The organism is Pedobacter cryoconitis (genome assembly GCF_014200595.1).
GTDB lineage: Bacteria > Bacteroidota > Bacteroidia > Sphingobacteriales > Sphingobacteriaceae > Pedobacter > Pedobacter cryoconitis_C.
In genome coordinates this window covers 424,626-440,013 of record NZ_JACHCG010000003.1, presented here as the reverse complement: position 1 = coordinate 440,013, position 15,388 = coordinate 424,626, and the positions used below count along the sequence as shown (strand labels likewise).

Annotated in this window: 17 protein-coding genes; 12 read left to right on the top strand and 5 right to left on the bottom strand. The window is 38.9% G+C overall.

Translation table 11 applies throughout. The features are described from left to right. Positions 1-16 precede the first annotated feature (16 nt). Genes nuoL through HDE70_RS19000 form a run of 9 tightly spaced genes read left to right on the top strand, consistent with a single transcriptional unit; the run spans position 17 to position 9,230 of the window. The gene (gene nuoL / locus HDE70_RS19040) at positions 17-1,909 is read left to right on the top strand and encodes an NADH-quinone oxidoreductase subunit L (RefSeq protein WP_183868343.1); all 1,893 of its coding nucleotides are present in this window, start codon (positions 17-19) and stop codon (positions 1,907-1,909) included. Positions 1,910-1,930: 21 nt separating this feature from the next. Then, positions 1,931-3,397: a NuoM family protein gene (locus tag HDE70_RS19035; protein WP_183891558.1), complete on the top strand. Its 1,467-nt coding sequence runs from the start codon at positions 1,931-1,933 to the stop codon at positions 3,395-3,397. 4 nt (positions 3,398-3,401) lie between these two features. Then, complete coding sequence (locus HDE70_RS19030) at positions 3,402-4,775, top strand: NADH-quinone oxidoreductase subunit N (RefSeq protein WP_183868341.1); 1,374 nt, start codon at positions 3,402-3,404, stop codon at positions 4,773-4,775. A gap of 44 nt (positions 4,776-4,819) precedes the next feature. Continuing rightward, a complete protein-coding gene (locus HDE70_RS19025; RefSeq protein WP_183868340.1) occupies positions 4,820-5,464 on the top strand; it encodes a DedA family protein in 645 nt (214 codons plus the stop codon). 15 nt (positions 5,465-5,479) lie between these two features. Next, positions 5,480-6,031, top strand: coding sequence for an inorganic diphosphatase (locus HDE70_RS19020; RefSeq protein WP_183868339.1), 552 nt, complete (start codon positions 5,480-5,482; stop codon positions 6,029-6,031). Next, positions 6,031-7,356 (top strand): hemolysin family protein, encoded by a 1,326-nt coding sequence (locus HDE70_RS19015; protein WP_183868338.1) that lies wholly within the window; start codon positions 6,031-6,033, stop codon positions 7,354-7,356. The genes HDE70_RS19020 and HDE70_RS19015 overlap by 1 nt, the downstream gene beginning before the upstream one ends. An 11-nt stretch (positions 7,357-7,367) precedes the next feature. After that, on the top strand, positions 7,368-8,072 hold the full coding sequence (locus HDE70_RS19010; protein ID WP_183868337.1) for a 16S rRNA (uracil(1498)-N(3))-methyltransferase: 705 nt from the start codon (positions 7,368-7,370) through the stop codon (positions 8,070-8,072). Beyond that, entirely contained in the window at positions 8,069-8,728 is a 660-nt protein-coding gene (locus HDE70_RS19005) for a DUF4159 domain-containing protein (protein WP_183868336.1), read from the top strand. Before HDE70_RS19010 ends, HDE70_RS19005 begins: the two co-directional genes overlap by 4 nt. A 1-nt stretch (position 8,729) precedes the next feature. Then, positions 8,730-9,230, top strand: coding sequence for a biotin/lipoyl-containing protein (locus tag HDE70_RS19000; RefSeq protein WP_183891557.1), 501 nt, complete (start codon positions 8,730-8,732; stop codon positions 9,228-9,230). Between the two features lie 64 nt (positions 9,231-9,294). Here HDE70_RS19000 and HDE70_RS18995 read toward each other — a convergent pair whose 3' ends face one another. Next, positions 9,295-10,899: an SUMF1/EgtB/PvdO family nonheme iron enzyme gene (locus HDE70_RS18995; protein ID WP_183868334.1), complete on the bottom strand. Its 1,605-nt coding sequence runs from the start codon at positions 10,897-10,899 to the stop codon at positions 9,295-9,297. A 218-nt stretch (positions 10,900-11,117) separates the two neighbouring features. Here HDE70_RS18995 and porV point away from each other — a divergent pair, with 218 nt between their 5' ends. The 3 genes from porV to HDE70_RS18980 are packed head-to-tail and all read left to right on the top strand — an operon-like array spanning position 11,118 to position 13,052. Further along, positions 11,118-12,302: a type IX secretion system outer membrane channel protein PorV gene (gene porV / locus HDE70_RS18990; RefSeq protein WP_183868333.1), complete on the top strand. Its 1,185-nt coding sequence runs from the start codon at positions 11,118-11,120 to the stop codon at positions 12,300-12,302. Between the two features lie 12 nt (positions 12,303-12,314). Continuing rightward, positions 12,315-12,791, top strand: a complete 477-nt coding sequence (gene ispF, locus HDE70_RS18985) for a 2-C-methyl-D-erythritol 2,4-cyclodiphosphate synthase (protein ID WP_068405202.1) — start codon at positions 12,315-12,317, stop codon at positions 12,789-12,791. 45 nt (positions 12,792-12,836) lie between these two features. After that, positions 12,837-13,052, top strand: coding sequence for a hypothetical protein (locus HDE70_RS18980; protein ID WP_183868332.1), 216 nt, complete (start codon positions 12,837-12,839; stop codon positions 13,050-13,052). A 26-nt stretch (positions 13,053-13,078) separates the two neighbouring features. Here the strand turns inward: HDE70_RS18980 and HDE70_RS18975 are convergent, their stop codons facing one another. From HDE70_RS18975 to HDE70_RS18960, 4 genes are all read right to left on the bottom strand, one after another. Then, positions 13,079-13,951, bottom strand: a complete 873-nt coding sequence (locus tag HDE70_RS18975; protein WP_183891556.1) for a pirin family protein — start codon at positions 13,949-13,951, stop codon at positions 13,079-13,081. Between the two features lie 52 nt (positions 13,952-14,003). Next, positions 14,004-14,534: a YceI family protein gene (locus HDE70_RS18970; RefSeq protein ID WP_183868330.1), complete on the bottom strand. Its 531-nt coding sequence runs from the start codon at positions 14,532-14,534 to the stop codon at positions 14,004-14,006. Positions 14,535-14,620: 86 nt separating this feature from the next. After that, positions 14,621-15,208 carry a Crp/Fnr family transcriptional regulator gene (locus tag HDE70_RS18965; protein ID WP_183891555.1) on the bottom strand — a complete coding sequence of 196 codons (588 nt, stop codon included), beginning with the start codon at positions 15,206-15,208 and terminating at the stop codon, positions 14,621-14,623. Positions 15,209-15,225: 17 nt separating this feature from the next. Continuing rightward, on the bottom strand, positions 15,226-15,384 hold the full coding sequence (locus tag HDE70_RS18960; protein ID WP_183868329.1) for a FeoB-associated Cys-rich membrane protein: 159 nt from the start codon (positions 15,382-15,384) through the stop codon (positions 15,226-15,228). Positions 15,385-15,388 lie beyond the last annotated feature (4 nt).

The following is a 15,388-nucleotide window of genomic DNA, read 5'->3' as shown; positions in this document are numbered from 1 at the left end:
AAGAATAAATTATAAAATGATAAATTTAGTTTGGCTGGTTCCGTTAATTCCTCTTTTAGGCTTTATCATCAACGGTCTTGGGAGAAATACATTATCCAAAAACCTGATCGGTTTTATTGGGAGTAGCGTGATATTCATATCTTTTGTGATTAGTATCGGCATCTTTTTAGCTTTAGGCAATGATGCTGTGAAATCGCACGAGATTTTCTTGTTTGACTGGATCAGTGCCGGTTCATTAAAAATTCCGGTTTCCTTCCTGGTAGATCCATTGAGTTCAATCATGTTGCTGATCATCACCGGAATCGGTTTCCTGATTCATGTATACTCGATCGGGTATATGCATGATGATGAAGGATTCGGTAAATTCTTCAGCTATTTAAACTTGTTTATCTTTTTCATGTTGTTGCTGGTTCTTGGATCAAACTATATCGTGATGTTTATCGGATGGGAGGGTGTTGGTTTATGCTCTTACTTACTGATCGGCTTCTGGTTTACCAACAGCAGTTATGCAACAGCAGCAAAGAAAGCCTTCGTCATGAACCGTATCGGTGATTTAGGCTTCTTAATCGCGGTATTCCTGATCTTCACTACTTTCGGTAGTGTGGAGTTCTCTAAAATATTCCCGCTGGCAGGTAATATGGTTTCCGGCAATTCTACTATTGCATTAATTGCTTTATTATTATTTGTGGGTGCCTGCGGTAAATCTGCACAAATTCCATTGTTTACCTGGTTACCGGATGCGATGGCTGGTCCAACGCCTGTTTCTGCCCTGATTCACGCGGCAACAATGGTAACTGCTGGTATCTATATGATTGCACGTTCAAATGTATTATTTGATCTGGCTCCTGTAGTTCAGCACTTAATTGCAATTATTGGTCTGGCAACAGCTGTTATGGGTGCATTAATTGCCCTGACACAAACAGATATTAAAAAAGTACTGGCTTATTCTACTGTATCTCAATTGGGATATATGTTCTTGGGATTGGGTGTTGGTGCTTATAACGGTTCTTTCTTCCACGTCATTACACATGCTTTCTTTAAAGCATTATTGTTCTTATGTGCAGGGTCGGTGATCCATGCGATGCACCATGAGCAGGATATGAGACATATGGGTGGTTTACGTAAAAAACTTCCGGTTACTTTCTTAACCATGCTGATTGGTACGATTGCGATTTCAGGTTTACCTCCGTTCTCAGGTTTCTTCTCGAAAGACGAGATCCTTTCTCATGTATACGAGTATAACAAAGTAATGTGGGCAATTGGTGTATTCACTGCCTTTTTAACTGCATTCTATATGTTCAGAATGTTGTTCCTTACCTTTTTTGGTAAATACAGAGGAACACACCATGCGGAAGAAAAAATCCATGAGTCTCCAAAAAGTATGACCATTCCATTAATCGTGCTTGCCGTGCTTTCAGCTATCGGTGGTGCAATTGGTGTTCCGGAGTCATTGGGAGGTTCACATTGGTTATCACATTGGCTTGCGCCGGTTATCCAGCATCATGGAGAAGCACCGGACCATGCTACTGAATATATTTTAATGGCTGTTTCAGTTGTAGGGGTATTGATTTCTATCGCATTTGCTTATAGTAAATACGTGAAACAAAACCACGTTCCTGTGGCAGACGAAGGACAACGTTCTGCATTGGCTAAACTATCTTATCATAAATTCTATGTAGATGAGATTTATGATACTTTAATCAGAAAACCTCTGGATGCTATTTCAGTATTCTTTTATAAGGTATTTGATAAAAAGATTATTGACGGTATTGTCAATGGTTTAGGATGGAGCACATCGGAAGCAAGTAAAGGAGTCAGATTACTGCAATCAGGTAATGTTGGGTTCTATATTTTTATGATGGTGGTTGGAATCATCTCGTTGTTATTGTATACTTATTTATCTCTATAAAAGATCGTCCAAGAAAACATAATGGAACAACTTTTAATACTTCTAATATTTCTGCCAGTAGTTGGTGCACTGGTTACAGCATTTACCGGCAATGCCGCTAAACATGTAGCCCTGGTTTTCGCTGTTGCTTCATTGGCATTAACAGCTGTTGTTGCCGGACAGTTTATCCCGGATGCAAGTACACAATTTGTCGTCAACTTACCCTGGATTCAGGATCTTGGAATTCATTTCCATGCAGGTATCGACGGGATCAGCTTAATCACAGTTTTGCTGACCAATGTGCTGGTACCGATTATTATCCTGGCCAGTTATCAGCATAACTATAAATCACCAGCTGGTTTCTTTGCTCTAATCTTATTTATGCAGGCAGGTTTACTGGTTGTATTTACAGCAATGGATGCTTTCTTATTCTATATCGGATGGGAAGCTGCATTAATTCCAATTTACTTTATTTGCGCAATCTGGGGAGGTAAAGACCGTATTAAAGTAAACATGAAGTTCTTCGTTTACACTATTGCTGGTTCTTTATTCATGTTATTAGGTATCATTTACCTGTACTTACAAAACCCGGCACATAACTTTGATATACAAGCATTCTATCAGCTTCATTTGGATCCTGTTCAGCAGGGCTGGATATTCTGGTCGTTCTTTATTGCTTTTGCGATTAAAATGCCAATTTTCCCTTTCCATACGTGGCAGCCGGATACCTATACTGAGGCACCGGCAGCAGGTACGATGTTACTTTCGGGTATCATGTTGAAAATGGGTATTTATGGTGTGATCAGATGGTTATTGCCAATTGTTCCGGCAGGTGTAGAGGAATGGGGTAATACTGCAATTATTTTGTCTATCATCGGAATTGTATATGCTTCTTTAATTGCTTTCAGACAGAAAGATGCGAAGAGACTAATTGCTTATTCATCAATTGCCCACGTAGGGTTGATTTCTGCGGGTATCTTTGCTTTAAATACGCAAGGTATGCAAGGTGCAATGATTCAAATGTTAAGTCACGGTGTAAACGTGATCGGTTTATTCTTTGTACTGGACATTATTTTCTCCAGGGTAAAAACAAATACGATTGCTGAATTGGGTGGTATTGCGAAATCAGCACCAAAACTGGCCATTGCATTTCTGATCATTGTATTGGGAACAGTAGCTTTACCGGGAACTAACGGCTTTATCGGAGAGTTTCTATTGCTGATCGGTATCTACCAGTATAATATCTGGGCTGTCGTATTTGCAGGATTGACAGTTATTTTTGGTGCGGTATATATGTTCCGCCTGTACCAGAACATCATGTTAGGCAAAACCAATGAACTAACACTTGGATTTGCAGACATTAAAGGAACTGAACAAATTGTATTGGTTATAATTTGTGCGTTGATTATCGTATTGGGAGTATATCCTAAACCAATTCTGCATTTATCAGAAGCTTCGGTACAACAATTATTAGAACAGGTAAATCAAAAATTAACATCGGTAAAATAAGGAAATGAATATCATTATAACAATTGTTGTTACAGCTTTAGCGGTGCTTTATGCAGGTTTATTCAAAGCGAAGAAAGCTTTGTTACCACTAACTCTTGTGGGGTTATTGATCTCTCTGGCCTTTGCAGTTACCGCCTGGAATTCTAATACCGTGTATTACGGAATGATGGAGATGGATAATTTTGCCATCGCTTTTTCATCTCTTACTATTTTAGGAACGATTTTCATCTTTTTACTGACGCAGAATTACTTTGCTAAAGACAGTGAGAACGTAGCGGAATATTATACTTTGATCTTATTTGCTCTTGCGGGTATCGTGATTATGGTATCTTATACCAATATGTCCATGTTATTTATTGGAATAGAAATTATGTCTGTGGCTTTATATATCCTTGCGGGTATCCGGAAGAACAATTTTGCTTCCAATGAGGCTTCTTTAAAGTACTTCCTGATGGGTGCCTTTTCTACAGGTTTCCTTTTATTCGGGATCACTTTAGTTTATGGTGCTACAGGTTCATTCAGCCTGCATGCAATTAATCAGTACCTGATCGGAAACTATCAGGCAGTATCCCCATTGTTTTATCCTGGGGTAATCCTGATCATGGTAGGGCTGTGTTTCAAAATCGGTGCTGCACCTTTCCACTTCTGGACTCCGGATGTATATGAAGGCGCACCTTCTCTGATTACTGCTTTCATGTCTACGGTAGTAAAAACTGCTGGTTTTGCAGCCTTTCTGCGTCTTTTCGCTGGTACTTTTGCTCCGCTTCATGATTTCTGGATGCCGCCATTGATGGCTATTGTATGCATTACCTTATTTATTGGTAACGTGACAGCCCTTTTCCAAAAGAACTTCAAAAGAATGCTTGCTTACTCAAGTATCTCTCATGCAGGTTACCTGTTATTCTCTTTAGTTACTTTGACTGCCAATTCGGCAAACAATGTGATGGTTTATGCAGCAGCCTATACTTTTGCCAGTATTATTGCTTTCGCAGTATTAATTCTGGTGAAACAGAAAACAGGTCATGATAATTTTGAGAGTTTCAACGGATTAGGAAAACGTAATCCTTTAGTGGCACTTGCATTAACTATTGCGATGCTTTCTCTTGCTGGTATACCGCTTACTGCTGGTTTTATAGGAAAATACCTGATGTTTTTAAATGTGATGAATGAGTACCAGATTTACCTGGTTGCATTTGCGATTTTAAATGCGCTTGTAGGCTTTTACTATTACTTAAGAGTAATTGTGGCCATGTACTTTAAAGAAGGCGCAGAGGTGGTGTTAGAAACGCCGGTTCAATACAAAGTGGTTTTAATTTTATCGGTAATCATCACGATATTCTTAGGAGTTTATCCAACTATAATATTAAATCTGATATAGGCATTTCTCAGGAAATTATTTGTAATTTTACGATTACTTGAACTATGCACGATTTCTGGACCTCCGTACATCACTTTATTGATCCTGAGAAATTACTTAAAGAAGGTGGCTTTTACGTCCTGATATTCGTAATTTTTGCTGAGACAGGATTATTTTTTGGATTTTTCTTACCTGGGGATTACTTACTGTTTCTTGCCGGGATGTTCGTGGCGACGGGTAAACTTGACGTAAATATTTACGTGCTTATCTTTGGTCTGATTGCATCGGCTGTTTCAGGAAATTTCACCGGTTATTGGTTTGGTAAGAAAACAGGGCCGGTTTTATACGATCGTAAAGACACTTTTTTCTTCAAAAAGCGTTATCTTAAAGCTGCTGAAGCTTACTATCACAAACAAGGTGCTTTTGCTTTAATCATGGGACGGTTTGTTCCCATTGTCAGGACTTTTGCGCCAATCATTGCCGGAGTTGTCAGACTTGATTTTAAGAAGTTCGCACTATATAATATTTGTGGTGCTTTTTTATGGATAACATCTTTAACTTTGCTGGGCTATTTTCTTGGCAGGAAATTTGAAAAGGAAATCAACGCTTACCTGCTTTATATTATTGTAGGTTTTATGGTTATAACTACTATCCCGCTGCTCTATACTTTTTTGAAGAAGCGGGTACATACAAACGAAGAGAATAAATAACAACATTAAAAAAAAATGCAAATAGACACAAAACATCCCTGGCACAGTGTTTCTCCAGGTGCTAATTTACCAGAATCGGTAAATGCTATTATTGAAATTCCTAAAGGATCAAAAGCTAAATACGAAATAGATAAAGACTCTCATTTGATTAAATTGGATCGTGTCCTGTTTTCTTCTGTAATGTATCCTGCAAACTATGGTTTCATTCCTCAGACTTACTGTGATGACAATGACCCATTAGATATTCTTGTTTTGTGTTCTGTGGATGTTTATCCTTTATCTATTGTTGAGGCAAAAGTTATTGGTGTAATGCACATGGTGGATAATGGTGAGCAGGATGATAAAATCATCGCTGTTGCAAAAAATGATATGTCAGTAAACTATATCAATGACATCTCTGAATTGCCACCACACCAGATGAAAGAAATCGTAAGATTCTTCCAGGATTATAAAGCTTTAGAAGAAAAGAACGTAACTATCGAAAAGTTGATGGGCGTTACTTATGCTTATAAAGTTATTGAAGAAAGTATAGAACTTTATAATAGTACATTTAGAAACAACTCTTAATGGGCTTTCAAATATTCTTAACCTTTTTCTTAGTCGTCTTAAACGGCTTTTTCGTTGCAGCTGAGTTTGCAATCGTTAAAGTCAGAGCGTCGCAAATAGAAATTAAGGCTAAATCTGGTAATAGAGTAGCTAATATTGCTAAATATATTACACAACATCTTGATGGATACCTGGCTGCAACGCAGCTGGGTATTACATTAGCATCACTGGGATTAGGCTGGGTTGGAGAATCAGTAATGGAACATCTGTTACACAATCTATTAACTTCATTAAACCAGTCCCCTGCATTCATCGATTCTTTCTCGAAAACTGCTTCTCCAATTATTGCATTCAGTTTTATTACGATTATGCACATCGTATTCGGAGAGCTTGCACCGAAATCTATCGCTATTCAGCGCCCTGTAGCCACTACACTTTTTATCTCTGTTCCGTTACAGATTTTCTATGTAGTTTTCAGACCGTTTATCTGGTTACTGAATGGGTTTGCGAATATTATCCTGAAAGTTTTTGGTATTTCGACAGTTGGTGGTCACGAGGCGGTACACAGTACAGAAGAACTATATTACCTGTTAGATCAGGGAAGAGAGAGTGGCGCGCTGGATAACAACGAGCATGAACTCATCCGCAACGTTTTTGATTTCAATGAACGTGTGGTTAAAAATATTATGGTACCCAGAACCAAGATTTCGGGTATCGAACTGTCTACGCCAAAAGAAGAAGTGATTACACTGATCATTGCTGAAGGATACTCCAGAATGCCGGTATACGATGATATTATTGATAAGATCATTGGTATTATACACGCTAAGGATGTTTTGCCTTTACTGGCAGGGAATAAAGAATGGTCATTAAAAGATATTATCAGAAAGCCTTATTTCGTTCCGGAAACGAAAAAGATCAATGATCTGTTAAGTGAGCTTCAGCAGAAACGCATTCAGATTGCTATTGTCATCGATGAATTCGGCGGTACGGCTGGTATGGTGACACTGGAAGATATTGTAGAAGAAATTGTAGGGGAGATTCAGGATGAATATGATGAAGAGAAACCTACTGTAGAAAAGATTTCTGATACGGAATTCGTGATCAATGCTTATGCAACGGTTTACGATGTGAATGAACACCTTCCGCATGATCTTCCTGAAGATCTGGATTTTGATACTGTTGGTGGTTTGGTATCCCATGCTTTCGGAAAAATACCTGACGTAGGGGATAGTGAAGAATGTTACGGCTATTTATTTACCATCCTTAAAAAAACAGAACAAAACATTGAAACGATCAAGCTTGAATTAGTGATCAGTAACAATGACCTGGTAGATAATCACTAAAATTAGATAAGATGCATGTTTTTTATACGCCGGATATTACCGCTGATTCCTATATTTTAAATGAGGAAGAAAGCAGGCACTGTATGAAAGTACTGCGTTTGGTGATTGGTGATGTTGTTCACCTGATTGATGGTAAAGGCGGGCTGTATGAAGCAGAGATTATCGCTGAATCTAAAAGAAATGTAACCCTGCGTGTGTTGAAGACCACCAGGGAATATCAAAAGAGAAACCACGGCCTTCATATTGCCGTGGCTCCTACAAAAAATATAGACAGGCTGGAATGGTTCCTGGAGAAAGCGACGGAAATTGGAATTGATATGATTACCCCGCTGATCTGTGAGCGTTCAGAGCGTAAGATTGTCAAAGAAGAGCGCTTGAATAAAGTGATCACTTCGGCGGTCAAACAATCTTTACAAGCTTATCATCCGGTATTAAATGATGCGATGGGCTTTAAGGAGTTTATTAGTAAACATACCGCCGACTATAAAATGATTGCACATTGTGTAGACGGAGAACCACGCGGTTTTATCAGCCAGGTTTCAAAACCAGGTCAGCGTTACCTGATCCTGATCGGGCCGGAAGGAGATTTCACACCAAATGAAATTCAACTGGCTTTGCAAAATGACTTTAAACCATTAACTTTAGGTAATACACGTCTCAGGACAGAAACTGCTGCTTTAGCCGCATGTTTTGAGGTGAATTACTTAAATAGATGAAATTAAAACTCCTGATCTTTTTTCCTTTATTGGTTTTACTGACCAGCAGTTTTCATACGCCTGCTTATCAGCTGGCAAGACTTAAATATAATGGTGGAGGGGATTGGTATGGAAACAGAACCGCTTTAGTTAACCTCGCAGCCTTTTGTAATCAGAATCTGCATACTAATTTCGCTCCCGAAGAAGCCGTTGCAGAAGCTGGCAGCCCCGAAATCTTTAATTATCCTTTTATCTATATGACCGGGCACGGGAATGTGGTGTTTAGTGCGCAGGAAGCTCAGAATATCCGCCGTTATTTAATAGGGGGAGGGTTTTTGCATATAGATGATAACTATGGCCTGGATAAATATGTAAGGGTGCAGATGAAAAAAGTATTTCCTGAGGTATCATTTATCGAATTACCAGCTAATCACCCAATCTATAGTGAAAAATTTAAATTTCCGAATGGCCTGCCTAAAATCCACGAGCATGATGGAAAACGTGCGCAGGGCTTTGCTTTGTTATGGGAGGGTAGAATAGTTTGTTATTATACCTATGAGTGTGATTTAGGGAACGGCTGGGAAGACTTTGGCACCTACCCGGGAGATACAGCCGAAAAAAGAAATAATGCGCTTAAAATGGGCGCAAATTTAGTCAGTTATGTTTTAACCCATTAATATGTATAAGCTCAAAGTAAATGATACTTATAATTTCGATTTATCAGCTGTAAATGATAGTTTGCAATTGAATGGTGAAGCGATCCCGGTCGATATAAGAGAACTTCAGGATGGTCACCTGCATTTCATCTATAAAAATAAGTCGTACAACGCTGAAGTGGTTTCTGAAAACCATGACGATAAGACTTCGGTTATTAAAATAAATGGAAAACTATACGAAGTAGGTATTGAAGATCAGTTTGATAGTTTACTGAAAGCAATGGGAATGGCAGCCGGTAGTGGGAAAGTAGCAAAAGAAGTTAAAGCACCTATGCCGGGTTTAGTGTTAAACATCAGTGTGGTTGAGGGGCAGGAGATTAAGAAAGGTGATAACCTGCTTATATTGGAGGCGATGAAAATGGAGAATATGCTGAAATCAGTCACGGAAGGAGTGGTCAAAAAGATCTATATCAGTAAAGGTGATAAAGTAGAGAAAAACCAGGTTTTGATAGAATTTGTATAATTATCTAAATAAAAAAAGAGGGACCTGAAAGGTCCCTCTTTTTTTATGAGCTTATATTTTGATCTTATTTCTTTTTTGCGTTGAAAGGCTTTTGCTGTTTAGGCTTAAACTGAGGTTTTCCGACAGAACGGATCTCAGAAGCGCCCAGCATGGTCATTGCACAGCGGAAACCAATATCAGCAGTAGATTCATCTTGTGGTAAGAATCGTCTGGTTGCAGGGTTTAACCATAATGCCTGGTCATCCCATGAACCACCTTTGTAAACTCTTGATTTATTGTTTACCAGTGTAATCTCACCATATAGTTTGTTTTCCTCATCGCGGAAACCTCTTTGGTCTGCATAAGAATTCTTCACCGTATCAGCTTTAGCAGTTGCGGCTTGTTTCTCTGCCCAGGTTTGTTTTTTACCAGATACAGCAGCAGTCATAATTGGTCTGTTGTAAGCATCTTTCTCTAATCTTCCGGTTAGCGGATCGGCAACTTTTTTATCCTGGTAATAATTTCCCCTGTATGGGTTTAAAGCATCTGCATCTGCAAAAGTATTAGAACGGTAAACATCGGCTACCCACTCATTCACGTTTCCAGCCATATTGTATAAACCGAAATCATTAGGCACATAAGAACGAACCGGAACCGTAATACTTCCCTTATCATTCAGTGTACCACCAACCCCCATATAGTCACCTTTAGTTCTTTTAAAGTTGGCAAGGATTAAACCACGGGTTTTATTCTTCGCAGAACTGATACCAAGGCCATCCCATGGATAGATTTTATTGCTGGAGATGTTCTCGTAGTTCGTATTTCCAATCAAGCCTAAAGCTGCATATTCCCATTCAGCTTCTGTAGGCAAACGGTAAGGTTGTTTGATAATACCATCTTCTAACCTTACATTTCTGGTCGCACCACCTTTTTGACCTTTGGCATTTGCATTGGCAGCAGTAGCCGCAGGGCTGAAATCTTTCATCGCCTTGGTTCCTTTATCGTCATACTGTCCATTTAAATAAATGTCCGTATTGAAAGGGCCTGTTGGTTTAGCCGCAGTAGCTGCTGCATTTGTTTTTTTACCATTTTTACCGGTACCGTTCAGGTCCTTGTAACTGGTCATATAGTTTTGCTCTCTTAAAAGAGATTCATTGACAATATCCGTTCTCCATTCACAGTATCTTTGTGCCTGTTCCCAGCTCACGCCTACTACAGGATAGTCCTGGTAAGCAGGGTGTCTCAGGTAATTGTCAACGTAAGGTTCATTGTAAGAAAGGGGCCTGCGCCAAACCAGCGTATCAGGTAACTCATTGTAATAATATTCGTAGTTAGTCGGATCAACTTTTCTGATCCAGTTCAGGTATTCTAACCAGTTGGTATTGGAAACCTCTGTTTCATCCATGTAGAAGGAAGATACAGTCGTTTCTCTTTTGTGGTTATAATCCTTAAGCTCCTGTCCCGGAACATTGGTTGCGCTTCCGCTCATCACAAATACACCACCTTCAATTTCAACCAGGCCCGGACCAGGTCCGCGTTTGAATTTGTTATTTACCTGAAACCCTCCGTTTTCTGGTCTATTGTATGCTAATCCTGTCTTTTCGGAGGTTGCACTTTTTTTCGATGTGCACGAAATTATTGAGGAAACAGACAATAAAAAAGCAAATGAATATAGGTATGTTTTTTCCATAATTGCGTATTGAGCTATTCTAACTGTTAAAATTACACAAAAAAAGATCGATGAAACAAAATAATTGAATAATATCATCATAGATTAACATCTTGCAATATATATCCGCACAAATGTTAAGTCTTAACTTAAATAAATTGCTTATTTAAATTATATTTGAAAAAGAGAGTCAACACTGACCCATACCTATCTATGAACCTGAAAAAGAAAATCAATTAATGAGGATAATAAAACTGAAGTGCTCTTCAAGATTTCTATTGATTTGCTTCTTTTTTGCTGTAAAAACTTTCTCACTACAAGCGCAGACGCCAGAAACCCAAACTAACGGCAGCAGGTTGAACAGTTTAAGAACGGCAGTCCCGTTTTTACTGATCACGCCCGATGCAAGAGTGGGAGGAATGGGAGAGGCCGGTGTGGCGATCGCACCAGATGCAAATTCTGGAAGTATCAACCCTTCCAAACTTGCTTTTCTGGAAGAGAAATACGGGTTTTCAGCTTCTTATAGTCCATGGCTGAGAAGTATTGTTTCTGACATTAACCTGGGCTATCTGAGCGGATTTTATAAACTGGATGACAGAACAACCTTAGCTGCTTCCATGCGTTATTTTTCCCTGGGTAAAATACAGCTGACTGATGCAAATCAGCAGGATCTGGGTACTTCTAATCCAAGTGAGCTGGCGATTGATGCAACTTTTGCACGCCGTTTTGGAGATTCATTTTCTTTGGGAACCTCTGTCAGGTATATTTATTCAAACCTGGCTGCCGGGAATTTTGGCGTCGGACAGCAATCTAAAGCGGGTAAATCTCTTGCAGTAGATGTCTCTGCTTATTTCAAAAAGCCAACTTATATGCTTGGACATGATGCAATTGTATCCGCAGGTGCGAATATTTCGAACATCGGTACAAAAATGAGCTATATGGATGGAGGTCAGAGTTATTTTCTGCCGACAAACCTGAAAGTCGGGGGAGCTGCAACACTGATCCTGGATGATTATAATGAGATAACGCTTGCACTGGATTTTAATAAACTTTTGGTACCTACCCAGCCTGTCTACAATCAGGATGGAAGTATACAGTCTGGCAGAGATCCTGACCGTTCTGTTCCTTCAGGTATCTTTGGTTCTTTCAGTGATGCACCGGGAGGTTTCAGCGAAGAAGTAAAGGAGATCAATATTGCTTCAGGACTGGAATACTGGTACAATAAGAAATTTGCGCTCCGGACCGGGTATTTTTATGAAAGTCCGGACAAAGGAGACAGAAGATATTTTACTTTAGGTACAGGCTTTAAATATGAAAGTTTTAATTTCGATGTATCTTACCTGGCTGCAAGTGCAAGAAAAAGCCCTTTGGCAAATACTTTAAGGTTTACCTTACTGTTTAATTTGGGGAATACCAGTAAATAAATATAAATAAAAATGAAGATTAAAGTAGGATTTGGATTCGACGTACACCAGTTAAAAGGTGGTCATCCATTTGTGGTTGGAGGAGTGAATCTTGAACACCATCAGGGAGCATTTGGACATTCAGATGCTGATGTTTTATTACATGCAATTTGTGATGCTTTATTAGGGGCTGCGAACCTTCGGGATATCGGCTTCCATTTTAAAAATACAGACCCAAGGTGGAAAGGGATCAGCAGTGTTATCCTTTTGCAGGAAACAGTGAAATTGTTAACAGAGAAAGGCTGGAGCATTGGCAATATCGATGCGATGTTATGTCTGGAAGCACCGAAAATCAATCCGCATATTCCACAAATGCAGCAAAATATTGCAGATGCTATAGGCATGTCAACAGAAGATATTTCGATTAAAGCGACCACCAATGAAACGATGGGTTTTATTGGCCGGGAAGAAGGAGTGGTTGCTTATGCAGTCTGCCTGATTGAAAAATAAAAAAACAATTGGCGCTGCAAGGGGTTGTTTAGGAAAACCCTTATTATGAAAAATTCGTTCCAATGTTTACTCGTAGCGGGAATAACTGTCCTTTCTATTTCATCCTGTACTATGGGTGATAAAGGAAGTGAGAAAGTTCCTGATTCAGTAAAAATAGATACTAATATTAAGGCTTCTTCACAGCCAGCGCAGCAAAAGAGTTCTGATACCACGCTAATTGATAGTTTACAGACAGATCACTCGAAGCCCGTTAAAAAATAAATGAGAAAATTTGGTTACCTCGAAGATTAATCTTCGAGGTAACCAAATTTTCCTTCGTTATAATCGCTTATTGCTAATTTTATTTCTGCCTGGTTATTCATTAAAAATGGGCCGTATTGTGCAATAGGTTCGTGAATAGGTTCACCGCTCAATACCAGTATAATACTGTCCTGTGATGCCTTAACCCTGATTTCTTCCCCGTCATTCTTAAAATATACAAACTCATTTCCAGCTGCTAACTCTCCATTGATGATCAGGCTTCCCTCTATAATCAATATTCCGGTATTAAAATCAGCAGGGAAATTGAAGACAGTTTCTCCATCAGCATTTAGACGCACATTATATACGTTCATAGAGGTGAAGGTGGTCGCAGCGCCTTTGACGTCCTTATACTCACCTGCAATAACCTCTACAGTACCTGCATCTTCCGGTAAAATATATCTTTCGATAGTATCATTTTGAATCGCCTGATACTTAGGTTTACTCATTTTATCTTTAGCGGGCAGGTTTACCCACAGCTGAACCATTTGGAAAGGGCCGCCTTTTTTGCTGAATTCCTTTTCATGATATTCTTTATGCAGGATACCGCTTGCTGCTGTCATCCACTGTACATCACCTGGATAAATAACTCCACTGTTTCCGGCACTGTCATGATGCGCAATGGCGCCATGATAAGCAATCGTCACCGTTTCAAAACCCCGGTGCGGATGCACGCCAACGCCGCGTAATTGATTAGTTGGCGGAAGCTCCATCTTATCATTAAAATCGAGCATATAAAAAGGGCTCATTTTAATTTTGTAGCCTCCAGGGAAAAAGTTACTCACTTTAAACCCATCACCGACCATATGTGGTGTTGGTGCAGCTAAAACAGCCGAAACAGATTTTATAGTGGTTTCCATAAGAAATCGTTTTTGTAAAAAGGAATAAACCAGCTTTTAAAGAGCAAATTGACTAAGCTTGTTTTGCGAATTGCAATTCGCCTAAAATTTTAACTTCTTCACCTAACATTACACCACCAGTTTCTAATGCTGCATTGTAAGTCAGACCGAAATCAGTTCTGTTTATTTTTCCTTTGATGGTAAAACCAGCTTTAGTATTTCCCCATGGATCTTGTGCAGTTCCACCAAATTCAACATCCAGCGTAACTGGTTTAGTTACATCTTTGATAGTCAGGTCACCTTTTAATTGATAATCACTGCCATCTTTAGTGAATGAAGTCGAAACAAAAGAAACAGATGGGAAATCAGCTGCATTAAAGAAATCACCACTTTTCAAGTGACCATCTCTGTCTTTATTACCAGTATCGATAGAATCTACACCTGCTTTGAAAGAAACAGCTGAATGTTCAAAATCATCATTGTCAGTATCTAATTCCGCAGAAAATTCATTGAAGCTACCAGTAACGGTAGAGATCATCAAATGTTTTACTTTAAATTGAAGTTCACTGTGTGTTGGATCTAATACCCATTTAGTAGTTGCCATAATCTTTAGTTTTAATATTGGTTTTTATTATAACACAAATCTAAAGCTAATGTTAGGCGTGGGTGTTGATGTATGATAAGAAATAATTAAACTTTGAAATGTTTGTGTGCGAGGTCTTTACGTACTCTGCTTAAAGACTCTGGTGTAATGCCCAGATAGGAGGCAATCATCCATTGAGGTACGCGAAGTGTCAGGTTAGGATAGAGTTTGATAAAATCAAGGTATCTTTCTTCAGCAGTTGCACTTAATAACATATTGATCCTTTTTTGCATAAAGCGGATCGAATTGTTCAGCATGGTATAATTGAGATCAGCAAAACAAGGGATATTTTTTGCTGCATCATCGAAATAGTTTTTAGGGATCTGCAATACTATAGTTCGCTCTACGGCATCAATATAGAAATCGGATGGTTCATTGAAAAGACTGTTTCTTTCAGACATCCACCAGTTTTCAGGAGCAAACTGAATGATATTCACCTTTGCTTTACTATCAATAGAATAGCAGCGTAAAAGTCCTTCAGTGACAAAATAACCCTTGGAGTTGATTTCACCCGGAGCAACAAGCACCTGGTTTTTTTCAATGACTTTGACCTTAATATCTCTTGAAATCAGTTCAAACTGCTCATCAGTTACTGTAATTCTTTTTTGCAGGTAATCTTTAAGCTGTTGGAACATATTGATATAGATGAAAACTATTTATTCTTAGTTTCAATATTAGAGAAATCTACACCACATTTGCAATTAGATCCGCATCCGCCACTTTTTGGGGATACGGCGCGATAAATGATGCGGCCTATATAAAATAGTGCTGCAACAAATAAAAGTCCTACTAAAATAGCTTGAATATCCATAATA

What these genes read in the sequence shown, in the direction of transcription:
- nuoL (WP_183868343.1), top strand. Translation starts at nt 17, where the DNA reads ATGATAAATTTAGTTTGGCTGGTTCCGTTAATTCCTCTTTTAGGCTTT.
- HDE70_RS19035 (WP_183891558.1), top strand. Translation starts at nt 1,931, where the DNA reads ATGGAACAACTTTTAATACTTCTAATATTTCTGCCAGTAGTTGGTGCA.
- HDE70_RS19030 (WP_183868341.1), top strand. Translation starts at nt 3,402, where the DNA reads ATGAATATCATTATAACAATTGTTGTTACAGCTTTAGCGGTGCTTTAT.
- HDE70_RS19025 (WP_183868340.1), top strand. Translation starts at nt 4,820, where the DNA reads ATGCACGATTTCTGGACCTCCGTACATCACTTTATTGATCCTGAGAAA.
- HDE70_RS19020 (WP_183868339.1), top strand. Translation starts at nt 5,480, where the DNA reads ATGCAAATAGACACAAAACATCCCTGGCACAGTGTTTCTCCAGGTGCT.
- HDE70_RS19015 (WP_183868338.1), top strand. Translation starts at nt 6,031, where the DNA reads ATGGGCTTTCAAATATTCTTAACCTTTTTCTTAGTCGTCTTAAACGGC.
- HDE70_RS19010 (WP_183868337.1), top strand. Translation starts at nt 7,368, where the DNA reads ATGCATGTTTTTTATACGCCGGATATTACCGCTGATTCCTATATTTTA.
- HDE70_RS19005 (WP_183868336.1), top strand. Translation starts at nt 8,069, where the DNA reads ATGAAATTAAAACTCCTGATCTTTTTTCCTTTATTGGTTTTACTGACC.
- HDE70_RS19000 (WP_183891557.1), top strand. Translation starts at nt 8,730, where the DNA reads ATGTATAAGCTCAAAGTAAATGATACTTATAATTTCGATTTATCAGCT.
- HDE70_RS18995 (WP_183868334.1), bottom strand. Translation starts at nt 10,899, where the DNA reads ATGGAAAAAACATACCTATATTCATTTGCTTTTTTATTGTCTGTTTCC.
- porV (WP_183868333.1), top strand. Translation starts at nt 11,118, where the DNA reads ATGAGGATAATAAAACTGAAGTGCTCTTCAAGATTTCTATTGATTTGC.
- ispF (WP_068405202.1), top strand. Translation starts at nt 12,315, where the DNA reads ATGAAGATTAAAGTAGGATTTGGATTCGACGTACACCAGTTAAAAGGT.
- HDE70_RS18980 (WP_183868332.1), top strand. Translation starts at nt 12,837, where the DNA reads ATGAAAAATTCGTTCCAATGTTTACTCGTAGCGGGAATAACTGTCCTT.
- HDE70_RS18975 (WP_183891556.1), bottom strand. Translation starts at nt 13,951, where the DNA reads ATGGAAACCACTATAAAATCTGTTTCGGCTGTTTTAGCTGCACCAACA.
- HDE70_RS18970 (WP_183868330.1), bottom strand. Translation starts at nt 14,534, where the DNA reads ATGGCAACTACTAAATGGGTATTAGATCCAACACACAGTGAACTTCAA.
- HDE70_RS18965 (WP_183891555.1), bottom strand. Translation starts at nt 15,208, where the DNA reads ATGTTCCAACAGCTTAAAGATTACCTGCAAAAAAGAATTACAGTAACT.
- HDE70_RS18960 (WP_183868329.1), bottom strand. Translation starts at nt 15,384, where the DNA reads ATGGATATTCAAGCTATTTTAGTAGGACTTTTATTTGTTGCAGCACTA.